General features: G+C 70.3%; 24 protein-coding genes. 17 read left to right on the top strand and 7 right to left on the bottom strand.

What is annotated here, in order from left to right:
• Positions 1-282: 282 nt before the first annotated feature.
• The 5 genes from PVE36_RS12605 (at position 283) to PVE36_RS12585 (ending at position 6,486) form a co-directional block, all read left to right on the top strand.
• Entirely contained in the window at positions 283-1,941 is a 1,659-nt protein-coding gene (locus tag PVE36_RS12605) for a hypothetical protein (RefSeq protein ID WP_277452819.1), read from the top strand.
• Between the two features lie 1,025 nt (positions 1,942-2,966).
• Complete coding sequence (locus PVE36_RS12600; RefSeq protein WP_277452817.1) at positions 2,967-3,479, top strand: TspO/MBR family protein; 513 nt, start codon at positions 2,967-2,969, stop codon at positions 3,477-3,479.
• Positions 3,480-3,584: 105 nt separating this feature from the next.
• A complete protein-coding gene (locus PVE36_RS12595) occupies positions 3,585-5,129 on the top strand; it encodes an alpha/beta hydrolase (protein WP_277455840.1) in 1,545 nt (514 codons plus the stop codon).
• A gap of 182 nt (positions 5,130-5,311) precedes the next feature.
• Positions 5,312-6,067, top strand: coding sequence for an SDR family oxidoreductase (locus PVE36_RS12590; protein ID WP_277452816.1), 756 nt, complete (start codon positions 5,312-5,314; stop codon positions 6,065-6,067).
• 35 nt (positions 6,068-6,102) lie between these two features.
• Positions 6,103-6,486, top strand: a complete 384-nt coding sequence (locus tag PVE36_RS12585; protein ID WP_277452815.1) for a hypothetical protein — start codon at positions 6,103-6,105, stop codon at positions 6,484-6,486.
• Positions 6,487-6,537: 51 nt separating this feature from the next.
• Here the strand turns inward: PVE36_RS12585 and PVE36_RS12580 are convergent, their stop codons facing one another.
• Positions 6,538-7,434, bottom strand: coding sequence for an alpha/beta fold hydrolase (locus PVE36_RS12580; RefSeq protein ID WP_277452813.1), 897 nt, complete (start codon positions 7,432-7,434; stop codon positions 6,538-6,540).
• A gap of 127 nt (positions 7,435-7,561) precedes the next feature.
• Here PVE36_RS12580 and PVE36_RS12575 point away from each other — a divergent pair, with 127 nt between their 5' ends.
• Positions 7,562-8,008, top strand: a complete 447-nt coding sequence (locus PVE36_RS12575; RefSeq protein ID WP_277452812.1) for an SRPBCC family protein — start codon at positions 7,562-7,564, stop codon at positions 8,006-8,008.
• Here the strand turns inward: PVE36_RS12575 and PVE36_RS12570 are convergent.
• Positions 7,992-8,624 (bottom strand): inorganic diphosphatase, encoded by a 633-nt coding sequence (locus PVE36_RS12570; RefSeq protein ID WP_277452809.1) that lies wholly within the window; start codon positions 8,622-8,624, stop codon positions 7,992-7,994. The two genes, PVE36_RS12575 and PVE36_RS12570, sit on opposite strands and share 17 nt — an antisense overlap.
• A 120-nt stretch (positions 8,625-8,744) precedes the next feature.
• On the opposite strand from PVE36_RS12570, the gene dacB reads away from it, so the two are divergent.
• From dacB to PVE36_RS12525, 9 genes are all read left to right on the top strand, one after another.
• Positions 8,745-10,121, top strand: coding sequence for a D-alanyl-D-alanine carboxypeptidase/D-alanyl-D-alanine-endopeptidase (gene dacB / locus PVE36_RS12565; protein WP_277452806.1), 1,377 nt, complete (start codon positions 8,745-8,747; stop codon positions 10,119-10,121).
• Between the two features lie 35 nt (positions 10,122-10,156).
• Positions 10,157-11,200: a zinc-dependent metalloprotease gene (locus tag PVE36_RS12560; protein ID WP_277452804.1), complete on the top strand. Its 1,044-nt coding sequence runs from the start codon at positions 10,157-10,159 to the stop codon at positions 11,198-11,200.
• Positions 11,200-12,216, top strand: a complete 1,017-nt coding sequence (gene tilS, locus PVE36_RS12555; RefSeq protein WP_277452801.1) for a tRNA lysidine(34) synthetase TilS — start codon at positions 11,200-11,202, stop codon at positions 12,214-12,216. Before PVE36_RS12560 ends, tilS begins: the two co-directional genes overlap by 1 nt.
• Positions 12,217-12,240: 24 nt before the next feature.
• Complete coding sequence (gene hpt, locus PVE36_RS12550) at positions 12,241-12,792, top strand: hypoxanthine phosphoribosyltransferase (protein ID WP_277452800.1); 552 nt, start codon at positions 12,241-12,243, stop codon at positions 12,790-12,792.
• Between the two features lie 337 nt (positions 12,793-13,129).
• Complete coding sequence (gene ftsH / locus PVE36_RS12545) at positions 13,130-15,256, top strand: ATP-dependent zinc metalloprotease FtsH (RefSeq protein ID WP_277452798.1); 2,127 nt, start codon at positions 13,130-13,132, stop codon at positions 15,254-15,256.
• Between the two features lie 3 nt (positions 15,257-15,259).
• Positions 15,260-15,838, top strand: coding sequence for a GTP cyclohydrolase I FolE (gene folE, locus PVE36_RS12540; RefSeq protein ID WP_277452797.1), 579 nt, complete (start codon positions 15,260-15,262; stop codon positions 15,836-15,838).
• On the top strand, positions 15,835-16,692 hold the full coding sequence (gene folP, locus PVE36_RS12535) for a dihydropteroate synthase (RefSeq protein ID WP_277452795.1): 858 nt from the start codon (positions 15,835-15,837) through the stop codon (positions 16,690-16,692). The genes folE and folP overlap by 4 nt, the downstream gene beginning before the upstream one ends.
• Complete coding sequence (folK, locus tag PVE36_RS12530) at positions 16,689-17,567, top strand: 2-amino-4-hydroxy-6-hydroxymethyldihydropteridine diphosphokinase (protein WP_346780589.1); 879 nt, start codon at positions 16,689-16,691, stop codon at positions 17,565-17,567. Before folP ends, folK begins: the two co-directional genes overlap by 4 nt.
• Complete coding sequence (locus tag PVE36_RS12525) at positions 17,561-18,028, top strand: DUF3180 domain-containing protein (RefSeq protein ID WP_277452794.1); 468 nt, start codon at positions 17,561-17,563, stop codon at positions 18,026-18,028. The genes folK and PVE36_RS12525 overlap by 7 nt, the downstream gene beginning before the upstream one ends.
• A 12-nt stretch (positions 18,029-18,040) precedes the next feature.
• Here the strand turns inward: PVE36_RS12525 and PVE36_RS12520 are convergent, their stop codons facing one another.
• The 4 genes from PVE36_RS12520 to PVE36_RS12505 all read right to left on the bottom strand — a co-directional run bounded on the left by PVE36_RS12520 (position 18,041) and on the right by PVE36_RS12505 (position 22,429).
• The gene (locus PVE36_RS12520) at positions 18,041-18,805 is read right to left on the bottom strand and encodes a class F sortase (protein ID WP_277452793.1); all 765 of its coding nucleotides are present in this window, start codon (positions 18,803-18,805) and stop codon (positions 18,041-18,043) included.
• Positions 18,806-18,948: 143 nt separating this feature from the next.
• Entirely contained in the window at positions 18,949-19,785 is an 837-nt protein-coding gene (locus PVE36_RS12515; protein WP_277452792.1) for a hypothetical protein, read from the bottom strand.
• A gap of 235 nt (positions 19,786-20,020) precedes the next feature.
• Positions 20,021-21,100, bottom strand: coding sequence for a DUF6801 domain-containing protein (locus tag PVE36_RS12510; protein WP_277452790.1), 1,080 nt, complete (start codon positions 21,098-21,100; stop codon positions 20,021-20,023).
• Positions 21,101-21,250: 150 nt separating this feature from the next.
• Positions 21,251-22,429 (bottom strand): NADH-quinone oxidoreductase subunit D, encoded by a 1,179-nt coding sequence (locus PVE36_RS12505; protein ID WP_277452788.1) that lies wholly within the window; start codon positions 22,427-22,429, stop codon positions 21,251-21,253.
• A gap of 32 nt (positions 22,430-22,461) precedes the next feature.
• Between PVE36_RS12505 and PVE36_RS12500 the strand changes: the two genes are divergently transcribed.
• Positions 22,462-23,724 carry a GDSL-type esterase/lipase family protein gene (locus PVE36_RS12500; protein WP_277452786.1) on the top strand — a complete coding sequence of 421 codons (1,263 nt, stop codon included), beginning with the start codon at positions 22,462-22,464 and terminating at the stop codon, positions 23,722-23,724.
• On the opposite strand, the gene PVE36_RS12495 is transcribed toward PVE36_RS12500, so the two are convergent.
• Positions 23,725-24,279 carry an SAM-dependent methyltransferase gene (locus PVE36_RS12495; RefSeq protein WP_277452784.1) on the bottom strand — a complete coding sequence of 185 codons (555 nt, stop codon included), beginning with the start codon at positions 24,277-24,279 and terminating at the stop codon, positions 23,725-23,727.
• 146 nt (positions 24,280-24,425) lie between these two features.
• On the opposite strand from PVE36_RS12495, the gene PVE36_RS12490 reads away from it, so the two are divergent.
• Positions 24,426-24,632 (top strand): hypothetical protein, encoded by a 207-nt coding sequence (locus tag PVE36_RS12490; RefSeq protein ID WP_277452783.1) that lies wholly within the window; start codon positions 24,426-24,428, stop codon positions 24,630-24,632.
• Positions 24,633-24,731: the final 99 nt, after the last annotated feature.

The following is a 24,731-nucleotide window of genomic DNA, read 5'->3' as shown; positions in this document are numbered from 1 at the left end:
CAGGCCCGAGAGGGGAGCCGACCCCCGGGACAATGGGTGTCCATATGTGCGTCTATGTCTATCCGCACCACCCACGATGCCGTGCTTGATGAGGCTGTTCCAGCAAATCGAGCGCCGTGACCAGAGAATTGTCTGACGTACCCCGAGGAGACCGCCCGACAGCGTCCGCTGGTTGAGTTGCAGGCAAGGGCTGCGCGCGGCCGATCGCAGGACTGAAGCCCGAGTCGTATGGAAAGGTCAGGGCTGAGCGATTTGATCTGGCGTCCCCGAGGAGACCGAGAAGTGGCCCACGAGCTTGAGCAGCAAACGATCCGAGCGACCTTCGAGGCGCAAGGTGACGGACCGTGGACGACGGTCCATGACTCGACCTACGAGAACGGACTGAACCTCGGAATCTACTGCGCCATCGCGTCACCTGAACGCCGCGAAGAGGCGCTGGCCCGAACCGGATGGCTGCTAACCAAGACCGACGGCGCCCCCGGTTTCGTTCAGCACTGGGGGGACGGCGAGCAGACCACCACCTACCTTTCGAAGGGCTCCCTGGACGAGGACATCGAGCCGCTGATCCTCGTTCGCGAATACCACGGCGCCGCAGACAGCGAGTACGAGATCGACCAGCAGTTCCGCCTGTTTCACAACTTGCGCTTCGAGGCTGCGTCGAACACCTACGTCAAGATGAACGATGACGGGAGCCAAATCCCCGCGGTTCGGTTCGAAGGCAGCAAGATCGAGATCCGCACCTCCTTGCTCAAGCAGTACCTCGCCGCTCGAGGCATGGACCTACTGTTGTTCGTGGACTCCGCAACCTACTCAGACACCGCCCCAGCGTTGGACGAGACGCAAGAGTTCGCCACAGACAAGGTCGGCGGACTGCTCAACTTCTTTGAGAACCGGTGGGCCTCATCCGGCCCGTACGGCAGCCGTTACCTCGCGACCAAGGTGATCGCGCACGGCCCGGTGACCTCCTGCGGTATGTGGCCCTACGAAGACGAAGACGACAACTACCCCCAATTCATCATCGGCGAGGACGAGCACGGCAGGCCGATCAAGTTCTCGTGCGACCCCGATCTCCTCGCCAACTACTTTGGGAAGAACCCCGAAGCGCCGCACTACCTGACGCCCGTCCACTTCCGCCGCGAGGTCCTCCAGAAGTACTACGACAAACCGGAGCTGTATTCAGTCGAGGACGGCTACCTGCGCTGCGCCTCCCTCTGGGGCGTGGCCATCGACAACGACCACTCGGACCGGGTCCTGATGTTCCTCGGCGACATCGGCCGCGACCTGCCGGCAGGGGAACGAGACCACTGGCGAGCGAACATGATCGCGCCAGATGCCCACATGAGCGAAACCAACATCCGCCGCTCGTTCCTTGCGCAGGCCACGAACCCTAAGGTCGTTGACCTAGTCTTCCGACGTGCGTACCGCGACACGACGAAGGCGTGGGAGGCAAAGTACGGCTGGCGGTTGTTCAGGGATCTGAAGGAGAGCGACGTACATCTCCTCCAGCAACTTCGGCTCCCGCTCAACGACGGCCAGAACGAGTTCGAGGACTCGATCAAGGTGCTGGCCAAGCTGATGAGCGACGCTCTGAACGAAGGCTCCATCGGGAAGGCCTTGGGCACGAAGATCCCCGACGAGAAGGGGATCTCGAAGTTCGAGCGTTTCCTCACTGCTGAGGGCTACCCGCACGTTGCCAGGGATATCGCCTACCTGCGGAGGGTCCAGGAGCTCCGGTCCAAGGTCGCCGCCCACCTCAAGGGCAGCGACTACCAGGCCATGCTCGCGAAAAACCTAGGCACCGACCGCGGCATAGAGGCGATCCAGGTCCTGCTGCAGGAGGGCCTCCAGTTCCTCGCCGACCTGAAGGACTGGGCTCTTCCGCCCGACGCCGGTGCCGAGGGCGCCGACGAGGCGCCTGCCGCTGAGGATAGTCTCGGGTAGCCCGAAGTAGCACCGCTGACTGATCTCGGGGATGTTCTCGAGTAGCCGGCGGGAGATCGCGTACGCGAACGGGCGTTCGGACTCGCGAAATGTGCATCTCCCACCCAGTCGGGAAATGTTTCTTTCGCGCACATCAAGCGGCGTCATTTCGGGCGATGTTCAGCGGTCACGGACAGCTACACGGAGTGCCCTGTCCCTCAAGCCGAACCTCAAACGGTCAACCCGCAGGTCAGGACGCGATCTCTGCCTTGGCACACGGACGCCTCCTGGCGCATCCGTCCGCCGGCCCATCCCAGGTCAGCGGCCTCCACTGCTGACAGATCGCGCGGGACCTACAACACAACGAGTAGTCCTCGCGCCGTCAATTCACGCTCCATGTGAGAACTTTCTCTACTGACTCAAGGCGGCGACTCCGTCGCCGCTGGCCGCCCGCTGCGCATGCGGCCTGGCGGCCGTTCTCGCGTCCGCCCGCACGCGGACGGCCACACAGACGAAGACGCCCCGAACCAGTGCCGAGACGCCCTCCCCCCTCGTGCCGTCGACCCGCCGCTACACGATCCGGCCTCCGGGCCACCGCCTCAAGCGGCAGATCGAACCATCGGTCCCGGAAGGTGCTCCCGCACCTGCGCACCACCCCGTCGCCACAGCGGGCCGCTTGACCCGGCGCCCCTCCGACCAAGGCTGCTCCGCTATCGGGTCGGCTGCCCTCCACGGTCGGATTCGTGGGCACACTTTGGGCACATGACGGTCGCCACGCTTGGCACGACTGACTTGAAGAACCCCGATTTCATGCGGTTTTCGCGGTTGCCGAAAAGCCAAAATTGGCGGTGACGCCTCTCGTAATGAATGGGTCATCGGTTCGATTCCGATAGGCGGCTCAGCGGAACGCCCTCGACACGGTCGGGGGCGTTCTTGCTTGTCAGTCAGCCGGCTTCACACCCCGCTGCTGTGGCATGCCGTCCGGGACGAGGGACGAATCCGATTTCGCCCTCTCCATCTGACTGATTGCGCGGCACAATGGTCCTATGTCGGGTCCTGACGATCTTCCACCGTCCGGACCGTCTAGGAATGCCTGGATCGGTCCCGCCGTGCGGGCGTCGATGCCGGTGGCGGCTCCACCCCTGGTGGCGGCAGTGATCGGTAACGGGTTCATCGGGCGTTCGTCGCTGGCGTGGTTCAACGAGTTGCGGCGACCGGGGATGCAGGTCCCGCTACCAGTGTTCATCGTCGTCGGCGGGGTCTACTACGGGCTGATGGGGGTGGTCCTGCAGCGCGCACAGCGCGGCCAGGACACCGTGCTGCGCAACCGGACCTACGCGGTGCTCGCGGGCAACGAGTTGTGGAATGTCCTTCTCTTCGGCCGCCGGAGCACCCGAGCGGGATTCGTCGGGATGCTGGCCTTCACCCCCATGGTCTTGGCGCTGCAACACCGCGCCCAGAGGGATCGGTGGGCCCGCGTGGCTGCGGGCGTCTACACGGCGTGGGTTCTTGGCTACGACGTGCCCTGGTCGTACAGATTGTGGAGGCTCAATCCGTGAGGGACCGCACCGCCAAGTGCTGGACCAGATCGGCCCACCACCATAGGGTCGATCCACACGGTGGCTCGGGCGAGGGGGAGCCGCACTGGTGGGGGGAGGACCGTGATGGCGCGCAAGTTGCCGATCATCTACGTTCGCGGCTTCGGGGGTGGGCAATCGGGTATCGATTCGCTCGTCGAGGACCCGTTCTACGGTTTCAACGTGGGTTCCACCCACGTGAGGGTGGGGGCAGGCGGGGACCCCAGCTTCTACCAGTTCGAGAGCCCGCTGCTGCGCCTGATGCTCGACCACGGCTACGACCTGAAGGTCCACGGCAGCCAGCTGGCGTGGCTGGGTACGCAGCCGGACGGCGAGGTCCCCGAGGCGACCATCTGGATCCATCGCTTCTACGACGACGCCGCCTCCACCTGGGGGCGGACGCCGCAGGAGTACCGTCTCGAACGCGCCGCCGAAGATCTCCTTGATCTGGTGTCGCTGGTACGCACCAAGACCGGCGCCCCCAGGGTTCACCTGGTCGCGCACTCCATGGGCGGTCTGGTCTGCCGCAGCATGATGCAGAAGGTCATCCCCGACCGGGGCGCGCACGCCGAGCAGTACGTCGACAGGCTCTTCACCTACGCGACTCCCCACGGGGGCATCGACTTCGACATCGGATTCGGTCTCTTCGAGAAGGTCAGGGACCACTTCGGTATCCAAGGGGCCGACATCTTCGGACCGCAACGGATGTGGGAGTACCTGAATCCGGCCGGTGTCGGCGACCGCACGGCGAGCTGGGACCCCAGGAAGATCCCGGAAGAGGCGTTTGCGCCCGAACGCGTATTTGCCTTGATCGGCACCAACCCCGACGACTACGACGTGGCCCGCGGCCTCTCCTCCGCAGCCGTCGGGGTGAAGAGCGATGGGCTGGTCCAGATCGAGAACGCGTACGTTCCGGACGCCAAGTTCGCATTCGTACACCGCAGCCACTCCGGGCGCTACGGCATCGTGAACTCGGAAGAGGGTTACCAGAACATGCGCCGCTTCCTCCTCGGCGACCTGGAGGTCACCGCGGACCTCGTCGGGCTCCGGCCCCCGAGGCAGGAGGCAGCGGACCGCGACGACATCGTCTGGCAGGCGGAGGTGGAACTCGCCGTGCGCGGTCTTCCGATCCTGATGCACCAGCAGACTGCAGCGCACCACTGCCCCGTGATCCTGGACTTCCCCGCGGACGAATCGGACCGGCCACAACCGCTGGTCACGACCTTCCTCATCGCCGATCCGACCACGCGCCCCGAGGAGGCCGAGCACGCCCGCTACACCCTGCACCTCAGGCTCATCTCACTGCGTCAACGGAACGGCATCTTCGACTTCCGGGACCACGTGGAGCAGACCGCGGATTTCGACGACTGGCTCGCTGTCGACATCGGCGCCGCGGACGGCGGGTTGGCAGCGTGGGCTGCCTGGGTCTCCGAGTTGCCGGTGCCCCTGCGTGACTACGTGCCGACGGGCCCCCCGCTCGAGGACGAGGACGCGTCACCACGCCGATGGGTCAAGCGGATCGCGCTCCCGAGCGCAGCCAGGAAACTCTTCGGTCCGCACGTGGCGCTGAGGCTGACCGTGCGCGATCGTGACGGTCATGCTGCCGACGCGCTCACCGGTCCACCCCAGTGATCACTGCAGCTACCGGCCCCTTGGCATTGGTCGTTTCGGGGAGCTCCTGGGCCAAGTCCAGGGTGACCCGGTCCTGAGGTGCTCCTCTCGCAGAAGTTCCGCTGAGCACGCTGTCGGCTCCCTGCAGGTCCAGCAGTGCCATGGTGGAAGAACACGTCCACCGATCGCGAAGGATCGCAGCCATGGAACGGTTCACCGGCAAGGTCGTCATCGTCACGGGTGGGGGCTCGGGCCTCGGCCGGGCTGTCGCCGTGCGTCTGGGGCAGGAGGGCGGCAGGGTCCTCGTCGCCGACATCAACGACGAGGGCGCGGCCGAGACGGCCCGCCTCGTCGAAGGGGCCGGCGGCGAGGCGGTAACGATGCACCTCGACGCCTCCAGCCCCGAGGACAACGAGGCTGCCGTGCGTCTCGCGCTCGACACCTGGGGTCGCCTGGACGGAGCGGTCAACAACGCGGGCATCGGTGCCTCACCCGGTCCCATTGGAGAGCTCGACCTCGACGTGTGGCGCAAGGTCATCGGAATCAACATGGACGGCGTCGCCTACGGGATGAAGTACCAGATCCCGGCGATGAAGGACACGGCCGAGGGCAGGGGTTCGATCGTCAACATGGCCTCGGTCCACGGCAACGTGGCCACCCACGCCCCCGGGTCGGCGTACACGACGGCCAAGCACGGCGTGCTCGGCATGACCAAGGCTGCCGCCGTCGAGTACGGCACGGAAGGGATCCGGGTGAACGCGGTCCAGCCGGGCGTCATCGCCACGCCCCTGACCGAGATGCCCGAGGACGCCAAGGCCTTCCTCGAGGACAAGCACGCGATGAAGCGCTTCGGCACTCCGGAGGAGGTCGCGGCGATGGTCGCCTTCCTCCTCTCGGACGAGGCGTCCTTCTGCACCGGAGCGGGCTACCTCGTCGACGGAGGCTACACCGCGCTGTGACGTCGACGAGATCCGAGATGAGGAGAGCAGGCAGCATGCGTGACGAGTCGACCAACGAGATGCGGCGGGTGGCTGCGTTGCCCGGTGGCACCCCGCTCTCGGTGGCGTTCTACGACAGGCACCGCGGTGCCGAGGCGCTGACCTCCGCGCGCATCATCCAGCGTGAGGGTTCGTGGCGGGAGGCGTGCGCCGCCGCGGGAGTCGCGGCGAACAAGGCCTCCCGGACCTCCTACCGCCGCAAGTGGAGCGAGGCCGACCTGCTGGAGTGGGTCCGGCTCTACCTGGCCGAGGACGAGAAGCCGTCCTACGGTCGCTTCGGCCAGTGGCTGCGGGAGCAGCAGGACGCGCCGTCGGCCAACACCGTCCGAAACGCGTTCGGTGGCTGGTCAGCAGTCCTCGAGGCGGCCTCGCGCGACTGACCCCTCATGGGCGAGCCAAGGGGGTGCTGCTCGGCCCGCACCCCCCTTCGCTCAACCCGCCTGCTGCTCGCTCCGACCGTGCCCACCGATCCGATCGAGGACGACCTCGGCGATCGTCTCCGGGTGGGTCTCCATGAGCCAGTGACCGGTGTCGAGCTCGAGGGTGTGCACGAGGTCGATCTGCTCCCCGGCGCGCTCACGCAGCTTGTTGACCGTGTGCCGGGTCGACGCCTTCGCGAAGGCCGGGTCCTTGGCGCCCCAGACGAAAGCGGTCGGAAGCATCTCGCGGTGCTTGCTGCGACGAGGGGTCCCGGGGCGGGACCGCCGGCGCCACAGCAGCGTCGGGGAGAGTTGCGCGCGGTACCAGTTCAGGGATCCCTGGGCCGAGCTCGCGTCCTTCAACCGCTTGGCGTCGTACGCCGCGCGCTCGCGAGGCATCCCGATCCTCTCCATGACCTGCTGGGCGAAGAACCGGAAGAACAGCACCGGCAGGATCGGCAGGGCGAAGAAGGCCATGTACCAGCTGGCCTTCAGCTGCTCACCCTGACGGAAGCCGTGGGCCATCCCGGACGGACTCGGGGTCGACAACACGGTCAGGGTCTGCACGCGGTCGGGGTGGCGGGCGGCCACGGCCCACGCGAGGGCGCCGCCCCAGTCGTGACCGACGATGTGGGCCTGCGAGGCGCTGGCGGCGTCGAGCAGGGCGATGACGTCCCCGACGAGTTCGGAGATCTCGTAGTCGAGGTGGTGCGGTGGGCGGGCGCCGGGGGAGTAGCCGCGCAGGTCCGGGGCCAGCACCCGCAGGCCGGCGTCGACGAGCCGGGGCGTCACCTTGTCCCACGCCGTGCGGTCCTGCGGCCAGCCGTGCAGGAGGACGACGACCTCCCCCTTCTGGGGGCCGCTGTCGTCGACGTCGAAGGTCAGTCCGTCACGGGAGAAGTAGCGCACGTGTCGCACGGTATCCCGGGGAGGGGCGGAGTGGGGTGGGGTCTCGAGGCTCGGCCGTGGACGGCCTCGCACCTCGACCGGCGGTGGTGCCGGGGACGGCACCCGGTGGGTGGAGTTGGATGGGGGTGTGACCACCCAGACCTTCGACTTCAGCAGCGTCTGGTTCGTGGACGCCGAGCCGCCCGACGTGGTAGCGGTGCTGGCGGACATCGATCGCTACCCGACCTGGTGGCCGCAGGTGCGCTCGGTCGACCGCATCGACGACGACTCCGGCATCGCCGTCGTGCGCAGCCTCCTCCCGGTCACGCTGCGCCTGCGCCTGACCCGCGTGGTCGCGGACCGGGAGGCGGGCGTGCTGCGGGTGCTCCTCGCGGGGGACCTCGTCGGCCACGCCCAGTGGCGCATCGCGGCCGTGCCGCAGGGCAGCGTGCTCCACTTCGCGCAAAGCGTGAGGGTCGCCACCCGCCTGGAGCGGGTGGCGACCCTCGTGCCGTTGCTGCTGCGGGCCAATCACGCGTGGATGATGCGGCAGTGCCGCCACGGGTTGGCCCGGGAGGTCACTCCTCGTCGCTGAGGGGGCTCTCCTCGGTGGCCAGCTGCTCGCGCGCACGGGCGGCCGCTGCCTTGATGTCCTCCTCGGAGTGGGTGACGTCCTCGGGCTCGGGGATGTGGCCGGAGGAGGGCATCGTCCAGCGGGCGGTGCTCATGCCGTTGGCCTTGGCGCGCTCGATGGACTCCAGGACGACCCTCTCGGCCTCCTCGCGGCCGACCCAGTGGGCGCCCTCGACGGACTTGCCCGGCTCGAGGTCCTTGTAGGTCTCGAAGAAGTGCTGGATCTCCAGGCGCCAGAACTCGCTGATGTCCTCGAGCTCCTTGATGCCCTCCTTGCGGGGGTCGCCCGCAGGGACGCACAGGACCTTGTCGTCCCCGCCGGCCTCGTCGCGCATGTGGAACATGCCGATCGGGCGGGCACGCACGAGGCAGCCGGGCCACGTCGGCTCGTCGAGCAGGACGAGCGCGTCCAACGGGTCCCCGTCCTCGCCGAGGCTGTCCTCGACGTAGCCGTAGTCGCTCGGGTAGGCCATGGAGGTGAAGAGCATCCGGTCCAGACGGATCCGCCCGGTCTCGTGGTCGACCTCGTACTTGTTCTTCTGACCCTTGGGGATCTCGATGGTGACGTCGAACTCCACTAGGTGCCCCTTTGTTCGGTGACGGTGATGTGATGACCGTGATCTAGTCTCGGTGCCAGTGTTCCACCACCGTCGACCAATCCACGCAGGGGGCAGCGGGTGCGCCGCACACTCATCGCCGTGACCTCCGTCGCAGCACTGCTGATCGGGTACGGCGCGGCGGACGCCTACGACCGCGTCCCCGGCGTGCTCACGATCGACGAGGAGGTCACCCGGCAGGCTCCGCAGGCCCCCGCCACCGCGCCCGTCCTGCCGGCCGCCTCGACCGAGGCGCCCGTTCCGACGAGGGCCGGGCTGACCGCGGCCCTCGAGGAGGACGCGGAGGCCAAGGCGCTGGGTGAGCGCGTGGGCGTGGTGGTGCGCGACGCCCTCACCGGCGAGACCCTCTACTCCCACGGCGGCGACCGACCGATCACCCCCGCCTCGACCGCGAAGCTGCTCACCGCCGCCGCGGTGGCACAGACCGCCGATCTCAGCCGGGTCATGACGACGCAGGTCGTCGCCGGTGACCGGCCGGACGAGCTGGTCCTCGTCGCCGCGGGCGACACGATGCTCGCGCGCGGCGAGGGCGACCCGACGGCCGTCGAGGGCCGGGCCGGTCTGGCGGACCTCGCCCGCCAGGTGGCGGCCTCGGTCCCGGCGAAGGGGGAGGGGAGCTACTCCCTTCGCCTCGACATGACGTACGCCCACGGCGAGCGGTACCCGCCGACCTGGGAGATGGCCGACGTCGCGGCCGGCTACACCCAGGGCGTGACGATGATCGGTCTCGCGGGGGAGCGACCCAAACCCTTCGAGCCCTCGCCCAAGTTCCCCGAGCGCAGCGTGCTCAAGGCCTTCGCCAAGGAGCTGAGGGCCGTGGGGGTCGCCGTCGAGGCGGACACCTCGACGAAGCAGTGGCAGACCCCCGCGCCGGAGGACGCAGAGGTCCTCGGTGCGGTGGACTCCGCCCCGCTCGGGGACGTGCTCGCCGTGGCCCTCGACGACAGCGACAACGCCCTGACGGAGAACGTGGCCCGCCAGGTCGCCGCCGTCCACGGTGTCGGCACCTCGACCGCGGCGGTCTCCGACTGGGTCCAGCAGACCCTGGCGGGCGCCGGCATCGACCTCACCGGAGTCACGCTCAAGGACAGCAGCGGGCTCAGCTCGGGCCAGAAGGTGCCGGCGCGGGTGATCTCCGACGTCATGCAGCTGGGCATCACCGGCTCGGCAAAGGAGATGACCTCGATCCTGGCCGAGCTGCCCGTCGCCGGGCTGACCGGCACGCTGCACGAGCGCTTCGACACCGACGACAGCCGCAGCGCCGCCGGGCTCGCCCGGGCCAAGACGGGCACCCTGACCGGCACGTCGGCGCTCGCGGGGACGACCACGACCGCCGACGGGCGACTGCTCACCTACGTGCTGCTCGCCGACCGGGTGCCCTCGACCACCGGCACCCTCGGGGCGCGCGCCGTGCTCGACCGGATGGTCGCCGACCTCACGGACTGCGGCTGCCGCTGACGGTGCTCGCGGGCCGCAGTTCGTATGGTGGGGGCGTGCCGAACTACGTCGACTGGACATTCGCCAAGAGCGCCGGGGCCCGCCTCGTGCCCCCCGGACCCGACGTGTCGCCCGAGGAGGCCACCCGGATCGTCGAGGAGATCCGCGAGCTGGCGGCCTTCGCCGTCGATCCCGTCGCGGCCACCGCCCGCCTGAGCGCGCCCGGCGACGCACCGCCACCCCTGGTCATCGACCGCCCCACGTGGATCGACGTCAACGCCGACTCGATGGCCGCGATGCTCGACCCGGCGCTGGAGGCGGTCGCCAGGCGCCGGGACAAGGAGCCCTCGGGCCTGGCCCAGGCCGTCGGCAGCAAGATCACCGGCACCGAGGCCGGCGGGATGCTCGCCTTCCTCTCCACCAAGGTCCTCGGCCAGTACGACATCGCCCCCGGCGGCACCCCGGCGCTGCTGCTCGTCGCGCCGAACATCGTGCACACCGAGCGCGAGATCAAGGCCGTCCCGCGCGACTTCCGCCTGTGGGTGTGCCTGCACGAGGAGACCCACCGCGTGCAGTTCACCGCCGTGCCGTGGCTGCGCGACCACATCATCGACTCCGCCCGCACCCTCGCCGTGGACCTCGTGCCCGACACCTCCGACCTGCGTGATCGCGTCGAGCAGATCGCCACCCAGCTGCCCAAGGTCTTCAGCGGCGAGAGCCAGGGGCTCGCCGAGCTCGTCATCACGCCGGAGCAGCGGGAGCAGATGGCCAAGGTCACCGCGGTCATGTCCCTCCTCGAGGGGCACGCCGACGTCGTCATGGACGACGTGGGCCCCGCGTACGTCCCCACCGTCCGCTCGATCCGGCGCCGCTTCACCGAGCGACGGAAGGGGGCCGGTGCCGTCGACCGTCTGCTGCGCCGGCTCCTCGGTCTCGAGGCGAAGATGCGCCAGTACCGCGACGGCGCCGTCTTCGTGCGCACGGTCCAGGAGAGCGTCGGCGTCGACGGCTTCAACGCCGTGTGGACCTCCCCCGAAACCCTGCCCACCCCGCTCGAGATCACCGATCCGACCGCGTGGGTGCGCCGGGTGCACGGCTGATGGGAGCCGGCCACCCGGCACAGGCTGACTGCCGAAGGGGGGTCCGCGCCGCCCTCGAGGGTCTGCCTGCCGGCTCGCTGGCGCTCGCCGCGGTCAGCGGTGGCGGGGACTCCCTCGCGCTCGCGGCCGCGCTCGCGGCCGAGGCGGCCAACCACGAGATCACGGCCGGCGCGATCATCGTCGACCACGGCCTGCAGGAGGAGTCGACGGACGTCGCGCTGCTCGCCGTCCAGCAGTGCGCGGACGTCGGTCTCGCCCCGGTGGCCGTCGTCCCCGTCGAGGTCGTCGCGACGGGGGAGGGGCTCGAGGCGGCCGCCCGGGACGCCCGCTACACCGCCCTCGCCGAGACCGCAGCGGCGATGGGCACCTCGAAGGACGTTGACCACCCGGCCTTTGTGGTCCTGCTCGGGCACACCCGGGACGACCAGGCCGAGCAGGTCCTCCTCGGGCTCACCCGCGGATCCGGGGCCCGGTCCCTCGCCGGGATGCCGGTGCTCACCGTCCGGGAGGGCACCCCCTTCGCCCGACCGCTGCTCCACCTGCCGCGGCAGACCACGCACGACGCCTGCTCGGCGTGGGGACTCGTGCCGTGGACCGACCCGATGAACGACGACGCCGCCTTCACCCGGGTGCGGGCCCGTGCCGCGCTGGCCGAGCTGGAGAGAGCGCTCGGCCCCGGCATCGACGAGGCGCTCGCCCGCACCGCAGACCTCCTGCGCGAGGACGCCGACCTCCTCGACGAGCTCGCCGATGCCGCGGTCCCGGACCACGGCCCCGACGGCGTGGCGGTCGGGGACCTGGGCGAGCTGCCCGGTGCCCTCCGCTCCCGGGTGTGGCGCCGACTGCTCCTGACCGCCGGTGCCCCCGCCGGCTCCCTCACTGCCGGGCACGTCGCCGCCTGCGACCGACTCGTCACCGACTGGCACGGGCAGGGACCGCTGCACCTGCCCGGCGATCTGCGCGTGAGCCGTGCCGACGGCCGGGTGCACATCGCCCCCGCGGCTGGTGGACAATGACAACCGCCGACCTGAAGGAGAGCCGTGGACACCACCCACATGCAGGATGACCTCGTCGAGGTGCTCGTCACCGACGAGCAGATCCAGACGCGTCTCGCCGAGCTCGCGGACGAGGTCTGGAAGCACTACGAGGGCAAGGACCTGCTGCTCGTCGGTGTCCTCAAGGGCGCGGTTATGGTCATGGCCGACTTCATGCGCCACCTGCCCGGCTCCGCCCCCATGGACTGGATGGCGGTCAGCTCCTACGGCTCCGGCACCAAGTCCTCGGGTGTGGTGCGCATCCTCAAGGACCTCGACGGCGACATCACCGACCGGCACGTGCTCATCATCGAGGACATCATCGACTCCGGGCTGACCCTGTCGTGGATCCGGGCCAACCTCGAGTCCCGCTCGCCGGCCTCCGTCGAGATCCTCACCCTGCTGCGCAAGCCCGAGGCGGCCAAGGTCGACATCGACACCCGCTGGGTGGGCTTCGACATCCCCAACGAGTTCGTCGTCGGCTACGGCCTGGACTTCGCCGAGAACTACCGCAACCTGCGCGACGTCGCCACGCTCGCCCCGCACGTCTACAGCTGACGGCCCCGCCTCGCGCCCGGCCGGCACCGTCAGGCGCGGTGCCGAGGGATGGTGGTCCGGCTCAGGCCAAAGCCCGGACCCCTGTGGTCACGGTGCCGTGGGCGGTCAGGAGTCCGGGCTTTGCGCCAAGGGCCGCCGTGCCTCGGTGCCGTGCCGGTACCCTGCCGGCCATGGCTTCGGGCGTAATTGCTGGTGGTGGGAACACCCGTGACAGGATGCTCGTTGGCCTCATAGCCGTGGTTGTCCCGCGTTCAGGTAGTTTCGTCCTGTTCCTCCCGGGTTGCCCCGGAGGCCGCCACGTCGTCGAGTCAGGAAGTCCGGGAAGCCCCGTACCCGTATGAACGCGAAGAAGTTTTTCCGCTCCCCAGCCTTCTGGGCGCTGCTGATGATCACCGTCTTCGGACTGATGTTCCTCACGCAGGGCGACGAGGAGTACGCCCGGGTGGACACCTCCGCCGCCGAGGAGCTGATCACCGACGGCAAGGTCGAGAACGCCCACTTCACGACCGACAACGTCCTGCAGCTCGAGCTGAAGGAGGGGGAGACCTACTCCGACGGCGAGGCGGTCCAGGACGCGGACAAGGTCGAGACCGAGTTCATCGACGCCCGCGCCAACGAGCTGCTCACGATCGTCGACGAGAACGTCGACGGCGTGCAGAACGACACGGTCGAGCGCCCCAGCGTCTGGAGCAACATCCTGCTCTCGCTGCTGCCGCTGCTGCTGCTCGTCGCCCTGTTCTGGTTCATCCTCAGCCGCGCCCAGGGCGGCGGCTCCCAGGTGATGAAGTTCGGCAAGTCCAAGGCGAAGCTCGCCTCGACGGACACCCCGAAGGTCACCTTCGCCGACGTGGCCGGAGCCGACGAGGCCGTGGAGGAGCTGCACGAGATCGTCGACTTCCTGCGCGAGCCGAGCAAGTTCCTCGCGGTCGGCGCCAAGATCCCCAAGGGCGTGCTGCTCTACGGCCAGCCCGGTACCGGTAAGACCCTGCTCGCCCGCGCCGTCGCCGGTGAGGCGGGAGTGCCCTTCTTCTCCATCTCGGGCTCGGACTTCGTCGAGATGTTCGTCGGTGTCGGTGCCTCCCGTGTGCGTGACCTCTTCGAGCAGGCCAAGACCAACGCGCCGGCCATCGTCTTCGTCGACGAGATCGACGCCGTCGGGCGCCACCGCGGCGCCGGCATGGGCGGCGGCCACGACGAGCGCGAGCAGACGCTCAACCAGCTGCTCGTCGAGATGGACGGCTTCGACGTCAAGACCAACGTCATCCTCATCGCGGCGACCAACCGCCCCGACATCCTCGACCCGGCGCTGCTGCGCCCGGGGCGCTTCGACCGGCAGATCTCCGTCGAGAACCCCGACATGATCGGCCGCCACCGCATCCTCGAGGTGCACGCCGCCGGCAAGCCCATGGCCCCCGGCGTCGACCTGCTCGCGGTCGCCCGGCGCACGCCCGGCATGACCGGTGCCGACCTGGCCAACGTGCTCAACGAGGCGGCGCTGCTGACCGCCCGCCTGAACCAGCAGTTCATCGACGACTCGATCCTCGACGAGGCCATCGATCGCGTCATCGCCGGACCGCAGAAGCGCACCCGGATCATGAGCGCGCAGGAGCGCAAGATCACCGCGTACCACGAGGGTGGGCACGCGCTCGTCGCCGCGGCGATGAACCACACCGACCCGGTCACCAAGATCACGATCCTGCCGCGCGGCCGCGCCCTCGGGTACACGATGGTCATGCCGACCGACGACAAGTACTCGACCACGCGCAACGAGATCCTCGACCAGCTGGCCTACGCCCTCGGCGGTCGCGTCGCGGAGGAGATCATCTTCCACGACCCCTCCACCGGCGCCGCCAACGACATCGAGAAGGCCTCGGCGATGGCCCGCAAGATGGTCACCGAGTACGGCATGAGCGAGAAGATCGGCGCGGTCAAGCTCGGCCAGTCCCAGGGCGAGCCCTTCCTCGGCCGCGACATGGGCCACCAGAGGGACTACTCGGAGAGGGTCGCCGGCATCGTCGACCAGGAGGTCCGTCGCTTCATCGAGGCCGCGCACGACGAGGCCTGGTACGCCCTCAACGACAACCGGGAGGTCCTCGACCGGCTGGTCCTGGAGCTGCTCGAGCACGAGACCCTCAACGCCAAGGAGCTCGCGGACCTCTTCGCCGACGTCCGGCGCCGCCCGGTCCGCCCGACGTGGCTGAGCAGCGAGGACCGCCCGATCTCGCAGATCCCGCCGGTCCTCACCCCGGCCGAGGAGGATGCGAAGCGGCAGCGTGAGGAGAGGGCCCGCTCCCAGGAGCAGACCCAGCCTCCGGCCACCACGGAGGGCCGGCACGAGCCGACGGTCGCCGAGCAGATCGACCGGGCGGCCGAGGAGGGCGCGAGCCTCCCGCCGGAGAACCCACCGAGCGAGGTCCGAGAGGTCCCGCCGGGCGAGCCCGTCGACGGCGACGGACGCGTCTGATCCATGGCCCGCAGCGTCGACGTGGCTCGCATCGAGGCAGCCGTGCGCGAGATCCTCATCGCGGTCGGGGAGGACCCCGACCGTGACGGGCTCGTCGAGACCCCCGGGCGGGTCGCCCGCTCGTACGAGGAGGTCTTCGCCGGGCTGCACTCCGACCCGGCGGAGCTGCTCGGGACGACCTTCGACATCGCGCACGACGAGCTGGTGATCGTGCGTGACATCGAGCTGTACTCCACGTGCGAGCACCACCTCGTCCCCTTCCACGGGGTCGCTCACGTCGGCTACGTGCCCGGCAAGAGCGGCAAGGTGACCGGCCTGTCGAAGCTCGCCCGTCTCGTCGACATGTTCGCCAAGCGCCCGCAGGTCCAGGAGCGCCTGACCAGCCAGATCGCCGACGCCCTCGTCGACCACCTCGACGTGGGTGGCGTCATCGTCGTCGTCGAGGCCGAGCACCTGTGCATGTCGATGCGCGGGGTGCGCAAGCCGGGCGCCAAGACCATCACCTCCGCCGTGCGCGGCCAGCTGCGTGACGCGACCACCCGGGCCGAGGCCATGGCACTGCTCTCCGGGGCCGCTCGGTGACGCACGCCGTCCTCGAGCAGCTCGCGGCCCGGGCGACGCGGCCCGGCCCGGTGGTCATGGGCGTCGTCAACGTCACGCCCGACTCCTTCAGCGACGGCGGCCGGTGGATCGAGACCGATGCGGCCATCGCCCACGGTCGCGAGCTCGTCGCGGCCGGTGCCGACGTCATCGACGTCGGCGGTGAGTCCACACGCCCCGGGGCGCAGCGTCCGTCGGCGGAGGAGGAGCTGCGCCGGGTCGTGCCCGTCGTCGAGGCCCTCGCCCAAGAGGGTGTCGTCGTCTCGGTCGACACGATGCGGGCCGATGTGGCCCGTCCGTCGCTCGAGGCCGGAGGCGCGATCATCAACGACGTGAGCGGAGGACTGGCCGACCCTCAGATGCCGGCCCTCGTCGCCGACAGCGGCGCCCCCTTCGTCGTGATGCACTGGCGCGGGCACTCGCACGACATGCAGTCCAAGGCGCGCTACGGGGACGTCGTCGCGGAGGTGTGCGCCGAGCTCGAGGAGCGCGTCACTGCGCTGCGCGACGCCGGGGCCGTGCCCGAGCAGCTGGTCCTCGACCCGGGCATCGGCTTCAGCAAGACCGCCGAGCACAACTGGGAGCTGCTCGCCGGCCTCGAGGAGGTCGTCGACCTCGGCTACCCCGTCCTGCTCGGCACGTCCCGCAAGGGATTCCTCGGTCGGGTCGGGCGAAGGGAGGGGGACGAGCGTCCCCTCGACGCCCGGGCCGTGGCCACGGCCACCACCAGCGCCCGCGCGGCCCGCGCCGGGGTGTGGTGCGTGCGTGTGCACGACGTCACCGCCACGATCGACGCGATCGACGTCACCGCGGCGATGGGGGAGCTACCGGCATGACCATGCCGCGCGACCGCATCAGCCTGCTGGGTGTGCGTGCCTTCGGCCACCACGGCGTGCTGACCCGGGAGAAGCGCGAGGGGCAGGAGTTCGTCGTCGACGTCGTGCTGCACCTCGACCTGGCCCCCGCCGGGACGAGCGACGAGCTCGCCCGCACGGTCAACTACGCCGAGGTCGGCGCGGACGTCGTCGCCCGGATCGAGGGCCCCTCGCTCGACCTGATCGAGTCGCTCGCCGAGCAGATCGCCGGGGACGCGCTGGCCCGCCCCGGTGTGCACACCGTCCAGGTGACCGTCCACAAGCCCTCCGCACCCGTGGGGGTGCCCTTCGGGGACGTGACCGTGGGCATCGAGCGTCGGCGCGCCGTCCCCGTGGTGATCGCGCTCGGTGCCAACCTCGGGGACCCTGAGCGACGGCTCGACGCCGCGATCGACGACCTCGCCGGTGACCTCGAGGCGGTGCGCCGGGCCCCCTTCGTCACGACGGACCCGGTCGGCGGTCCCGACCAGCCGCGCTACACCAACACCGTCCTGGTGGCGACGACGGCCCATGCGCCCGACGCGCTGCTCGCGCGGCTGCACGCCGTCGAGGCCCGGCACGGACGGGTGCGTGAGGTGCGCTGGGGGGCGCGCAGCCTCGACCTGGACCTCATCCAGTACGGCGACCCCGCCGCCGGGACGGACGTCGTCAGCGACGAACCGCAGCTCACGCTGCCGCACCCGCGGGCGCACGAGCGCGGCTTCGTGCTTGCCCCGTGGACCCGCGTCGACCCGGACGCCGTCCTGCGCGTCGGCGGCTCGGTCATCGCCGTGAGCGAGCTGCTCGCGGCGGTCGACACCTCCGACATGCGCGACACGGAGGCCGGCTCGTGCTGAGGACGGGCCTGAAGATCTCGACGACGGTGCTCGTCGCCTTTGCCGTGATGGTGCTCAGCTGGGGCTTCGGGCGCTGGTGGATCACGGGTGGTCATGCCGGGCTGCGGATCGGTTGGGTCGCCGGTGTCCTGCTCGCGGGGATGGCGGTCGTTGTCGTGGTGGCCGGCTCGCGGATGTGGCGGATGCGGCGCGGTCGCACCCACGTCGAGCCCGTCGTCGCCGCCCGTCTGCTCGGTCTGGCCCAGGCCAGCGCGCTCACCGGAGCGATCACCGGGGGCTTCTACCTCGGGCAGGCTCTCGCACTGCTCCCGGACCACGACTTCGGCGGCCGGGGGGTCCTGGCGGTCCAGCACGGACTCGCCGCGTTCGGGGGCCTGCTCCTGGCCGTCGCCGGGCTCCTCGTGCAGTCCTGGTGCCGCATCGATGACGACGACGAGGACGAGGAGCGCGATCCCGCCTGACGAGCTCCGGGGTCAGGTCGTGAGCCGCTCGGCCCACACGACCCAGTTGCCGTCGTAGTGCCCGTTGCTGAAGGACGTCTGCGGATCGCACGTGATCAGGCGCAGCACCGGATCCGGGTTGTCGTGGTCCCAGATCGAGTCGTCCTGGGGGACACCCTGCTTGGTCGCCGCCTCGGACCTGGTGATCTCGAACTTCACCTGCTCGCCGGAGCTGTAGGAGACGGTGACGACGTCGCCGATGTTGACCCGGGGGAGGTTCCAGAAGACGTCCGGGTTGCTGCCGTGGTTGATGTGGCCGACGAGGATGCTCGCCCCGTCGAAGCCGGGCTTGGGCCAGCCGGGCTCGGCGTACCAGCCGGCGGTGCCGAAGGGGGGGGCCAGGACGTCTTCGGAGTCGAGCAGCGTGGCCTGGAGCGTGGCGTCGACGATGGAGCGGCCGCCCGAGGTGACCTGGACGCGAGTCGGGTTGCCGGTGGGGGCGCCCTGGACGACGTTGCCGTCGGTGGAGGACGTCGACGTGGCCGACGACGAGCTGGACGAGGTCGTGCGCGACGACGTCGGTGAGGACGACGAGCTCGCCGAGGTCGGCATGATCTCCGTCGGCGGCACGTAGGCGTCCACGTCGACGTTCATCACCGGCTCGTCGCGCTGCGCCCACCAGACCCCCGCGGCCCCGGCGCCCACGACGAGCGCGACGGAGGCCGCCATGAGCGCGGTCGTGCGCCGGTAGCGACTGCCCTCGCGGCGCATCTCCCGGCGTGTGCGCGGTGTCGTCACGTGTCCCCCCTCCTTGATCTCGACGTCACAGGGTGAACGGCTGTCCCCGTCGTGGAGTTCCCTGCGGGCAACGGTACGGGCCGTCGGCTCCGGGATGCTCCCGGGTGCCGACGGCCCGTGCCGTGGTGGTGTGTCGTGTGTCCTCAGTGCTGGGTGGAGCGGCGACGGGCCACGAGGACCGTCCCGGCGCCCGCACCGGCGAGGAGCAGGCCACCGAGGGCGTACGCGATGGTGTTGTCCTCCTCGGGCAGCATCTGCGGGGTCAGGCCGTCGGTCTGCACGACCTGCGGGACGGCGGGCGCCTCCTCGGAGGTGTCCCCGGTGGGCGCCTCCTCGCCGTCGGTCGGGTCGTGGACCTCGGCGGTGTCCTCGGCGTCGTCGGGCTCCTCCTCCATCTCCGGGGCGGTGACGACCACCGTGTCGATGACCTGGTCCGCCTCGGACGTCTCGCACGACGCGATGATCGGGTCCTGGGCGAAGCCGTCGAACGTGGCCTGGAAGGATGCCGGCACCAGCACCTGGAAGGTCCGGCCGGCAGCCTCGACGGGAACCTCGACGGACCGCGACTGGCGGTCCGCCAGCTGAACCTGCACCCCGGTCTCGTCGACGGTGATGGCCTCTGACGTGAGTGTTGCGTCGACGGTGCCGATGGGCTCACCGTCGACGGCCACCGGAGCGGTGACGGGGACGGTGACCTCGGCCCCGTCGGCCGGGGACGAGGCGCCCGCCAGCGGGATGGCTGCGGTGGCAGTGACGGAGTCCACGGTCACGGTGTTGCCGGGGGCGACGGTCGCCGGGGCGTTGGTGTCGAAGGTGACCGTGACGTCTGCGGTCGCGTTGGCGTCTGCGCCCTCGACCGTGCAGGAGTAGGTGACTGTGGTCTCGGCGTGGGCCGGCAGGGCGGTGGCGACGCCCATCATGCCGAGGCCGGTGACGAGTGCGGCACCCGCGGAGAGGCGGGTCTTCAGGCGTGCAGCCATGCTGGTCTCCCCAGTTCTCGACGGCAACCGCTGGGCGCGGGTGCCCTTCGAGGAAGATAGCGGTGAGTTGGGCCACTCTCAACGCGAGGGGCTCGTCGGGACCGAATCGTCACGTGCTCGTCCCGGAGGCATCGGACCCTGATGCGCTGGCCACGGGAGAACGACGACGGGCCGCCGACCTCTGGTCGGCGGCCCGTGGCCGTGCTCGCCGACCCGGGGTCGGTGGCTTCCTACATCAGTGCTGCTGCGCGCGGCGACGTGCGACCAGCACGGTGCCGGCGCCTGCACCCGCGAGGAGCAGACCGCCGAGCGCGAGCGCGGCGGAGTTGTCCTCCTGGGAGGTCATGGCCGGGGTGAGACCGTCGGTCTGGACGACCGCGGGGATCTGCGGGGTGCCGGCGTCCGTGCCGTCAGTGCCGTCGGTGCCATCCGTGCCGTCGGTTCCGTCGGTGCCGTCGGTGCCGTCGGTGCCATCCGTGCCGTCGGTCCCGTCCGTGCCGTCGGTTCCGTCGGTCCCGTCGGTTCCGTCGGTGCCGTCCGTGCCATCCGTGCCGTCGGTCCCGTCCGTGCCATCCGTGCCGTCGGTCCCGTCCGTGCCGTCAGTCCCGTCCGTGCCGTCGGTCCCATCGGTGCCGCCCGTGCCGTCATCCCCGGTGCCGGGCTCGACAACGACCGCGCCGATCGTCGCGTCCGACGAGACCAGGGTGCAGTCGAGCGTGACGTTGGTGGAGTAGCCACCACTCGCGTCGTACGCCCGGATGTAGCTCTGGAAGTCGCCCGCGGCGATGGTGTAGGTGCCCGCCTGCTCGAGGGTCACGGGCTCCGTCGAGCCGGTGGCGGTGACGACGAGCTCACCGGCAGCCGGGACCTCGGTCATGGGGATCTGGAGCGGGATGGTGCCATCGAGGGTGGTGGTGCCGTCGCTGAGCGTGAAGTCCGCCTGGTTTCGCGCATTTTGCGCGTTGAGTCCACCGTCCTCGGCAGCTGCCTCGGCTTCTCCCGGCCCATCGATGCTGCGCACGTTGAGCAAGCCGTACAACGAGTCACGCCGGGACTCCGGGATGGTGACGGTGGCCGTCACGTCGGGGTCGATCACATCGCCGACCTGCGCGGTCTCCGGCAGCGCGACGTCGAGGTCGACACTGACGGCGTTGTCACCCTCGATCACACCCATGTTGAGCACGGTGTAGGTGCAGCTGTAGTCAAGCGTGGCCGAAGCGGCCTGGGCCGGGGCCGCGGAGGCGATGCCCATCAAGCCGAGGCCGGTGACGAGTGCGGCACTCGCAGACAGACGGGTGGTGACGCGCTTGCTCATGGATCTCCCCTGAGGTCAGAGTTATGTACCTACCACTGAGTAGGTATCTGCATCCTGCAACTTACAGATGGCTGGGAGAACTCACAAGGTTTTCCCAGACTTTTACTACCCGTCGGTCATGAGACCGGTCGCAGGGACGGACCCACACCGCTACTTGTCGACGTCCCCCACGACGAAGAACATCGAGCCGAGCACGGCAACGAGGTCGGAGACGAGGCAGCCGGGCAGGACCTGCGAGAGCACCTGCACGTTCCCGAAGGACGCGGACCGCAGCTTCAGCCGCCACGGTGTCTTGTCGCCGCGCGAGACCAGGTGGTATCCGTTGAGGCCCAGCGGGTTCTCCGTCGCGGTGTACCGGTCGCCCTCGGGCACCTTGAGCACCTTGGGGAGGCGCTGGTTCACCGGACCGCGCTCGAGCGAGCGCATCCGCTCCACGCACGCGTCGGCGAGGTCGAGGCTGACGTGGGTCTGCTCCAGGAGCACCTCGAGCCGCGCCAGGCTGTCGCCGGCGGTGCGGGTGACGACCCTGCCGGGGCCCCCTTCGCCGAAGAGCTCCCCGTACGCGAGGTAGGGGTCGTCGCGCCGCAGGTCCACGTCGACGCCCGAGGCCCGGGCGATCGGCCCGGAGACCCCGTAGGCGCAGGCGAGGTCGTGGGGGAGGGGGCCGACCCCCTTCGTCCTCGCCTCGAGGATCTCGTTGCCGACGATCAGGGCCTCGAGCTGTGGCATCCGGTCCCGGATCAGCGCGACGACGGTCGACACCCGGTCCAGCCAGCCCGCCGGCAGATCCTCCTTCAGGCCCCCGACGCGATTGAACATGAAGTGCATCCGGCCGCCGGAGATCTCCTCCATCACCGCCTGGAGGTCCTCGCGCTCGCGGAAGGAGTAGAAGATCGGCGTGATCGCACCGAGCTCCAGCGGGTAGGAGCCCAGGAACATCAGGTGGTTGAGCACGCGGTTGAGCTCCGCGAGGAGGGTGCGCGCCCACGTCGCCCGCTCCGGGATCTCCATGCCGAGCATCGCCTCGACCCCCAGGACGACCCCGAGCTCGTTGCTGAAGGCCGACAGCCAGTCGTGGCGGTTGGCCAGCATCGTGATCTGTCGGTAGTCGCGGACCTCGAAGAGCTTCTCCGCCCCGCGGTGCATGTAACCGACGACCGGGTCCGCCGAGACCACCCGCTCGCCGTCGAGCACGACCCGCAGCCGCAGGACGCCGTGGGTGGCCGGGTGCTGCGGGCCGATGTTGAGCACCATGTCCGCGCTCGCGAGGGTGGCGTCCCCGACGCCGACGTCCAGCGTCCGGGCGCCGGGTCCCGGTGTGCTCGTCATGTCCGCCAGTATGCGTCAGGCACCATGGGACGGTGTCGATCCGGGCCCGTGTGAAGGCAGCGTGCGCTGCCGCAGTCGGTCTCGCGCTGCTGGGCGTGGCCGGCTGCTCGCTCCCGTCCCCGCAGCCCTCCTCGACGCGCACCTTCGACGGGTACCCCGTACTGGAGCCGTGGACGCAGGCCGTGCGCGGGGCCGGCGACGACGCGGCGAACATCGTCGTCCTCGGTGACTCGGTGAGTGAGGGCTCGGGCATCGAGGACCACCTGGAGAACCGTTGGGTCGGCCGGCTGCAACGCGGCCTTCGTGAGCGGGCCGGGACGCCGGACTGCCCGACCGGTGCCGCCGGGTATCACGGCACGACCTCGGTCGTCCCCGCCGACTACCGGGCCTCGACCCTGCCCGACCCGCGGACGACGGGGGAGATCACGCCGCTGACGGAGGTCGGTCCCGGCGGGCGGGCGCTCCAGCTCGGTCCCGGCGCCAGCATCAGCTGGCCGGTCGACGCCCGCTCGGTCGACCTCGGTTACCGCACCCGGCCCGACGGCGGCACCCTGCGCATCGAGGTCGATGGCGTCACCCCCACGCCGGCGCTGGCCATCCCGACCGGCACGAGGAGTCCCCGGCCGAGCGCCACCGAGGCGGACGGCACGCAGACGCGCAGCACCGGCGAGCGCCGGGTGTGGTCCTCCGAGGACCTCGGGCCGGGCAGGCACACGGTGACGGTGACCAATGCCAGCGAAGCGGGGAGCGAGGCGCCGGTGACCGTCACCGACCTGACTCCCTACCGTGGCGACCGCGACCGGTGCGTCCACGTCCTCGACGCCTCCCGCTCCGGTGTCTCGGCGCGCGTCATCTCCCAGACGCCGACCTACCTCGCCGACAGCCTCTCGCTCGATCCGGACCTGCTGCTCGTGCCGCTCGGCTTCAACGACGCGTTGCGTGGTGTGGGACCGGCGGAGTTCGGCCGTGTCCTCGACTCGCTGATCGAGCAGACGCGTGAGCAGGGGTACGAGGGACCGGTGCTGCTCGTCGGCTGGTTCGTGCCCGACTGGGGCGGCCGCGCCCCGGCCTGGAGCCTCTACCTCGACCAGATGGCCGATCGCACCGACCACGAGGGAGTCAGCTTCATCGACCTGTCGGCGGTGCTGCCGCCGGTGGCCTTCGCGCCCGACGGGGTGTACCTGGACGACCTGCACCCGGGCCCGCGCGGGCAGGTGCTCATCGCCGACAGCCTTCTCGAGGCGCTGGCCCCGCGCTCAGACTTGGAGGGGGCGAACGCTCCGCGGACCCCGTGATCAGGGCACGCGGCGGGTCGCCCACAGGAAGTCGCCGGCACCCGGGCCGGTAAGTGCGGCGGCGTGGGAGGCCCCGGACAGGGCAGCCAGGTAGCCGGCCGGGTCCGTGTGCGCCCGCTCGATCGGTGGCCGCGTGCCGTCGACCCCCAGGTCCTGCAGCACCTCGCGCTGCGTGCGCACGGTGTCGGCGCGAAGGGAGTCCATCGCCACGTGCGCGGTCAGGTCGCACGACCCGTCCGGCAGCGGGGGGCAGGTCGTCCCGGCGCGGTACCCCATGAGCGTCCCGTCGGGCGGTCGGGCGCCCGCCCGGTGGCCGTAGTCGACGGCGACGACGAGGCCCGAGCCCGTCCGCGCCGCCAGTCGGTCGAAGGCCTCGTCGCGGGGGCGGCCGACCTCGACCGTGGCACCCGGCGGGTGCGGCCCCGGCCACCACCGCGTCACCCAGGCGGCGGAGGCGTCGTCGAGGGGCCCGCCGAGGCGCTCGACACCGTCCTCGTCGACGCACACCGTGCGCAGGGCCCCCTGCTCGTCCGCGCGGGCGATGCCGCACGGCACGACGTCGAGCCACTCGTGCGCGAGGACGAGGGCGTCGGTCGGCGCGCCGAGGTCGGGCAGGTCGGCGCCGCCGGGGAGACCAACCAGTCGATGCGCGGGTCGAGACCGGCGGGACGGTCCACGACGTCGACACCCAGGAGGTCGAGGTGGACACCGTCGCGGCGGGACGAGGCTGCGAGGGCGGTCAGCAGCTCACCCCGGCCGCAGCCGACGTCGACGACCCGCCGCAGGCCCTCCCTCTCGACCAGCCGCAGCAGCGCGTCCGCGAGGAGCTCACCGGCCGTGCCGTGCGTCGAGGTCGCGAAGTGCCCGGCCGGCCCCTCCGCGCGACGGTAGAACCCCCTTCGCCGTAGAGGGCCTCCGCCCACGCCTGCTGCCACGTCCGCACCCCCGCATTGTCGCCCCGCAGGCAGATGGGCGAAGGGGGAGTCCCCCCGGGTACCGTCGGGCCG

Source organism: Janibacter sp. DB-40, assembly GCF_029510815.1.
Classification (GTDB): domain Bacteria; phylum Actinomycetota; class Actinomycetes; order Actinomycetales; family Dermatophilaceae; genus Janibacter.
This window is presented reverse-complemented; position numbering and strand designations above follow the sequence as displayed.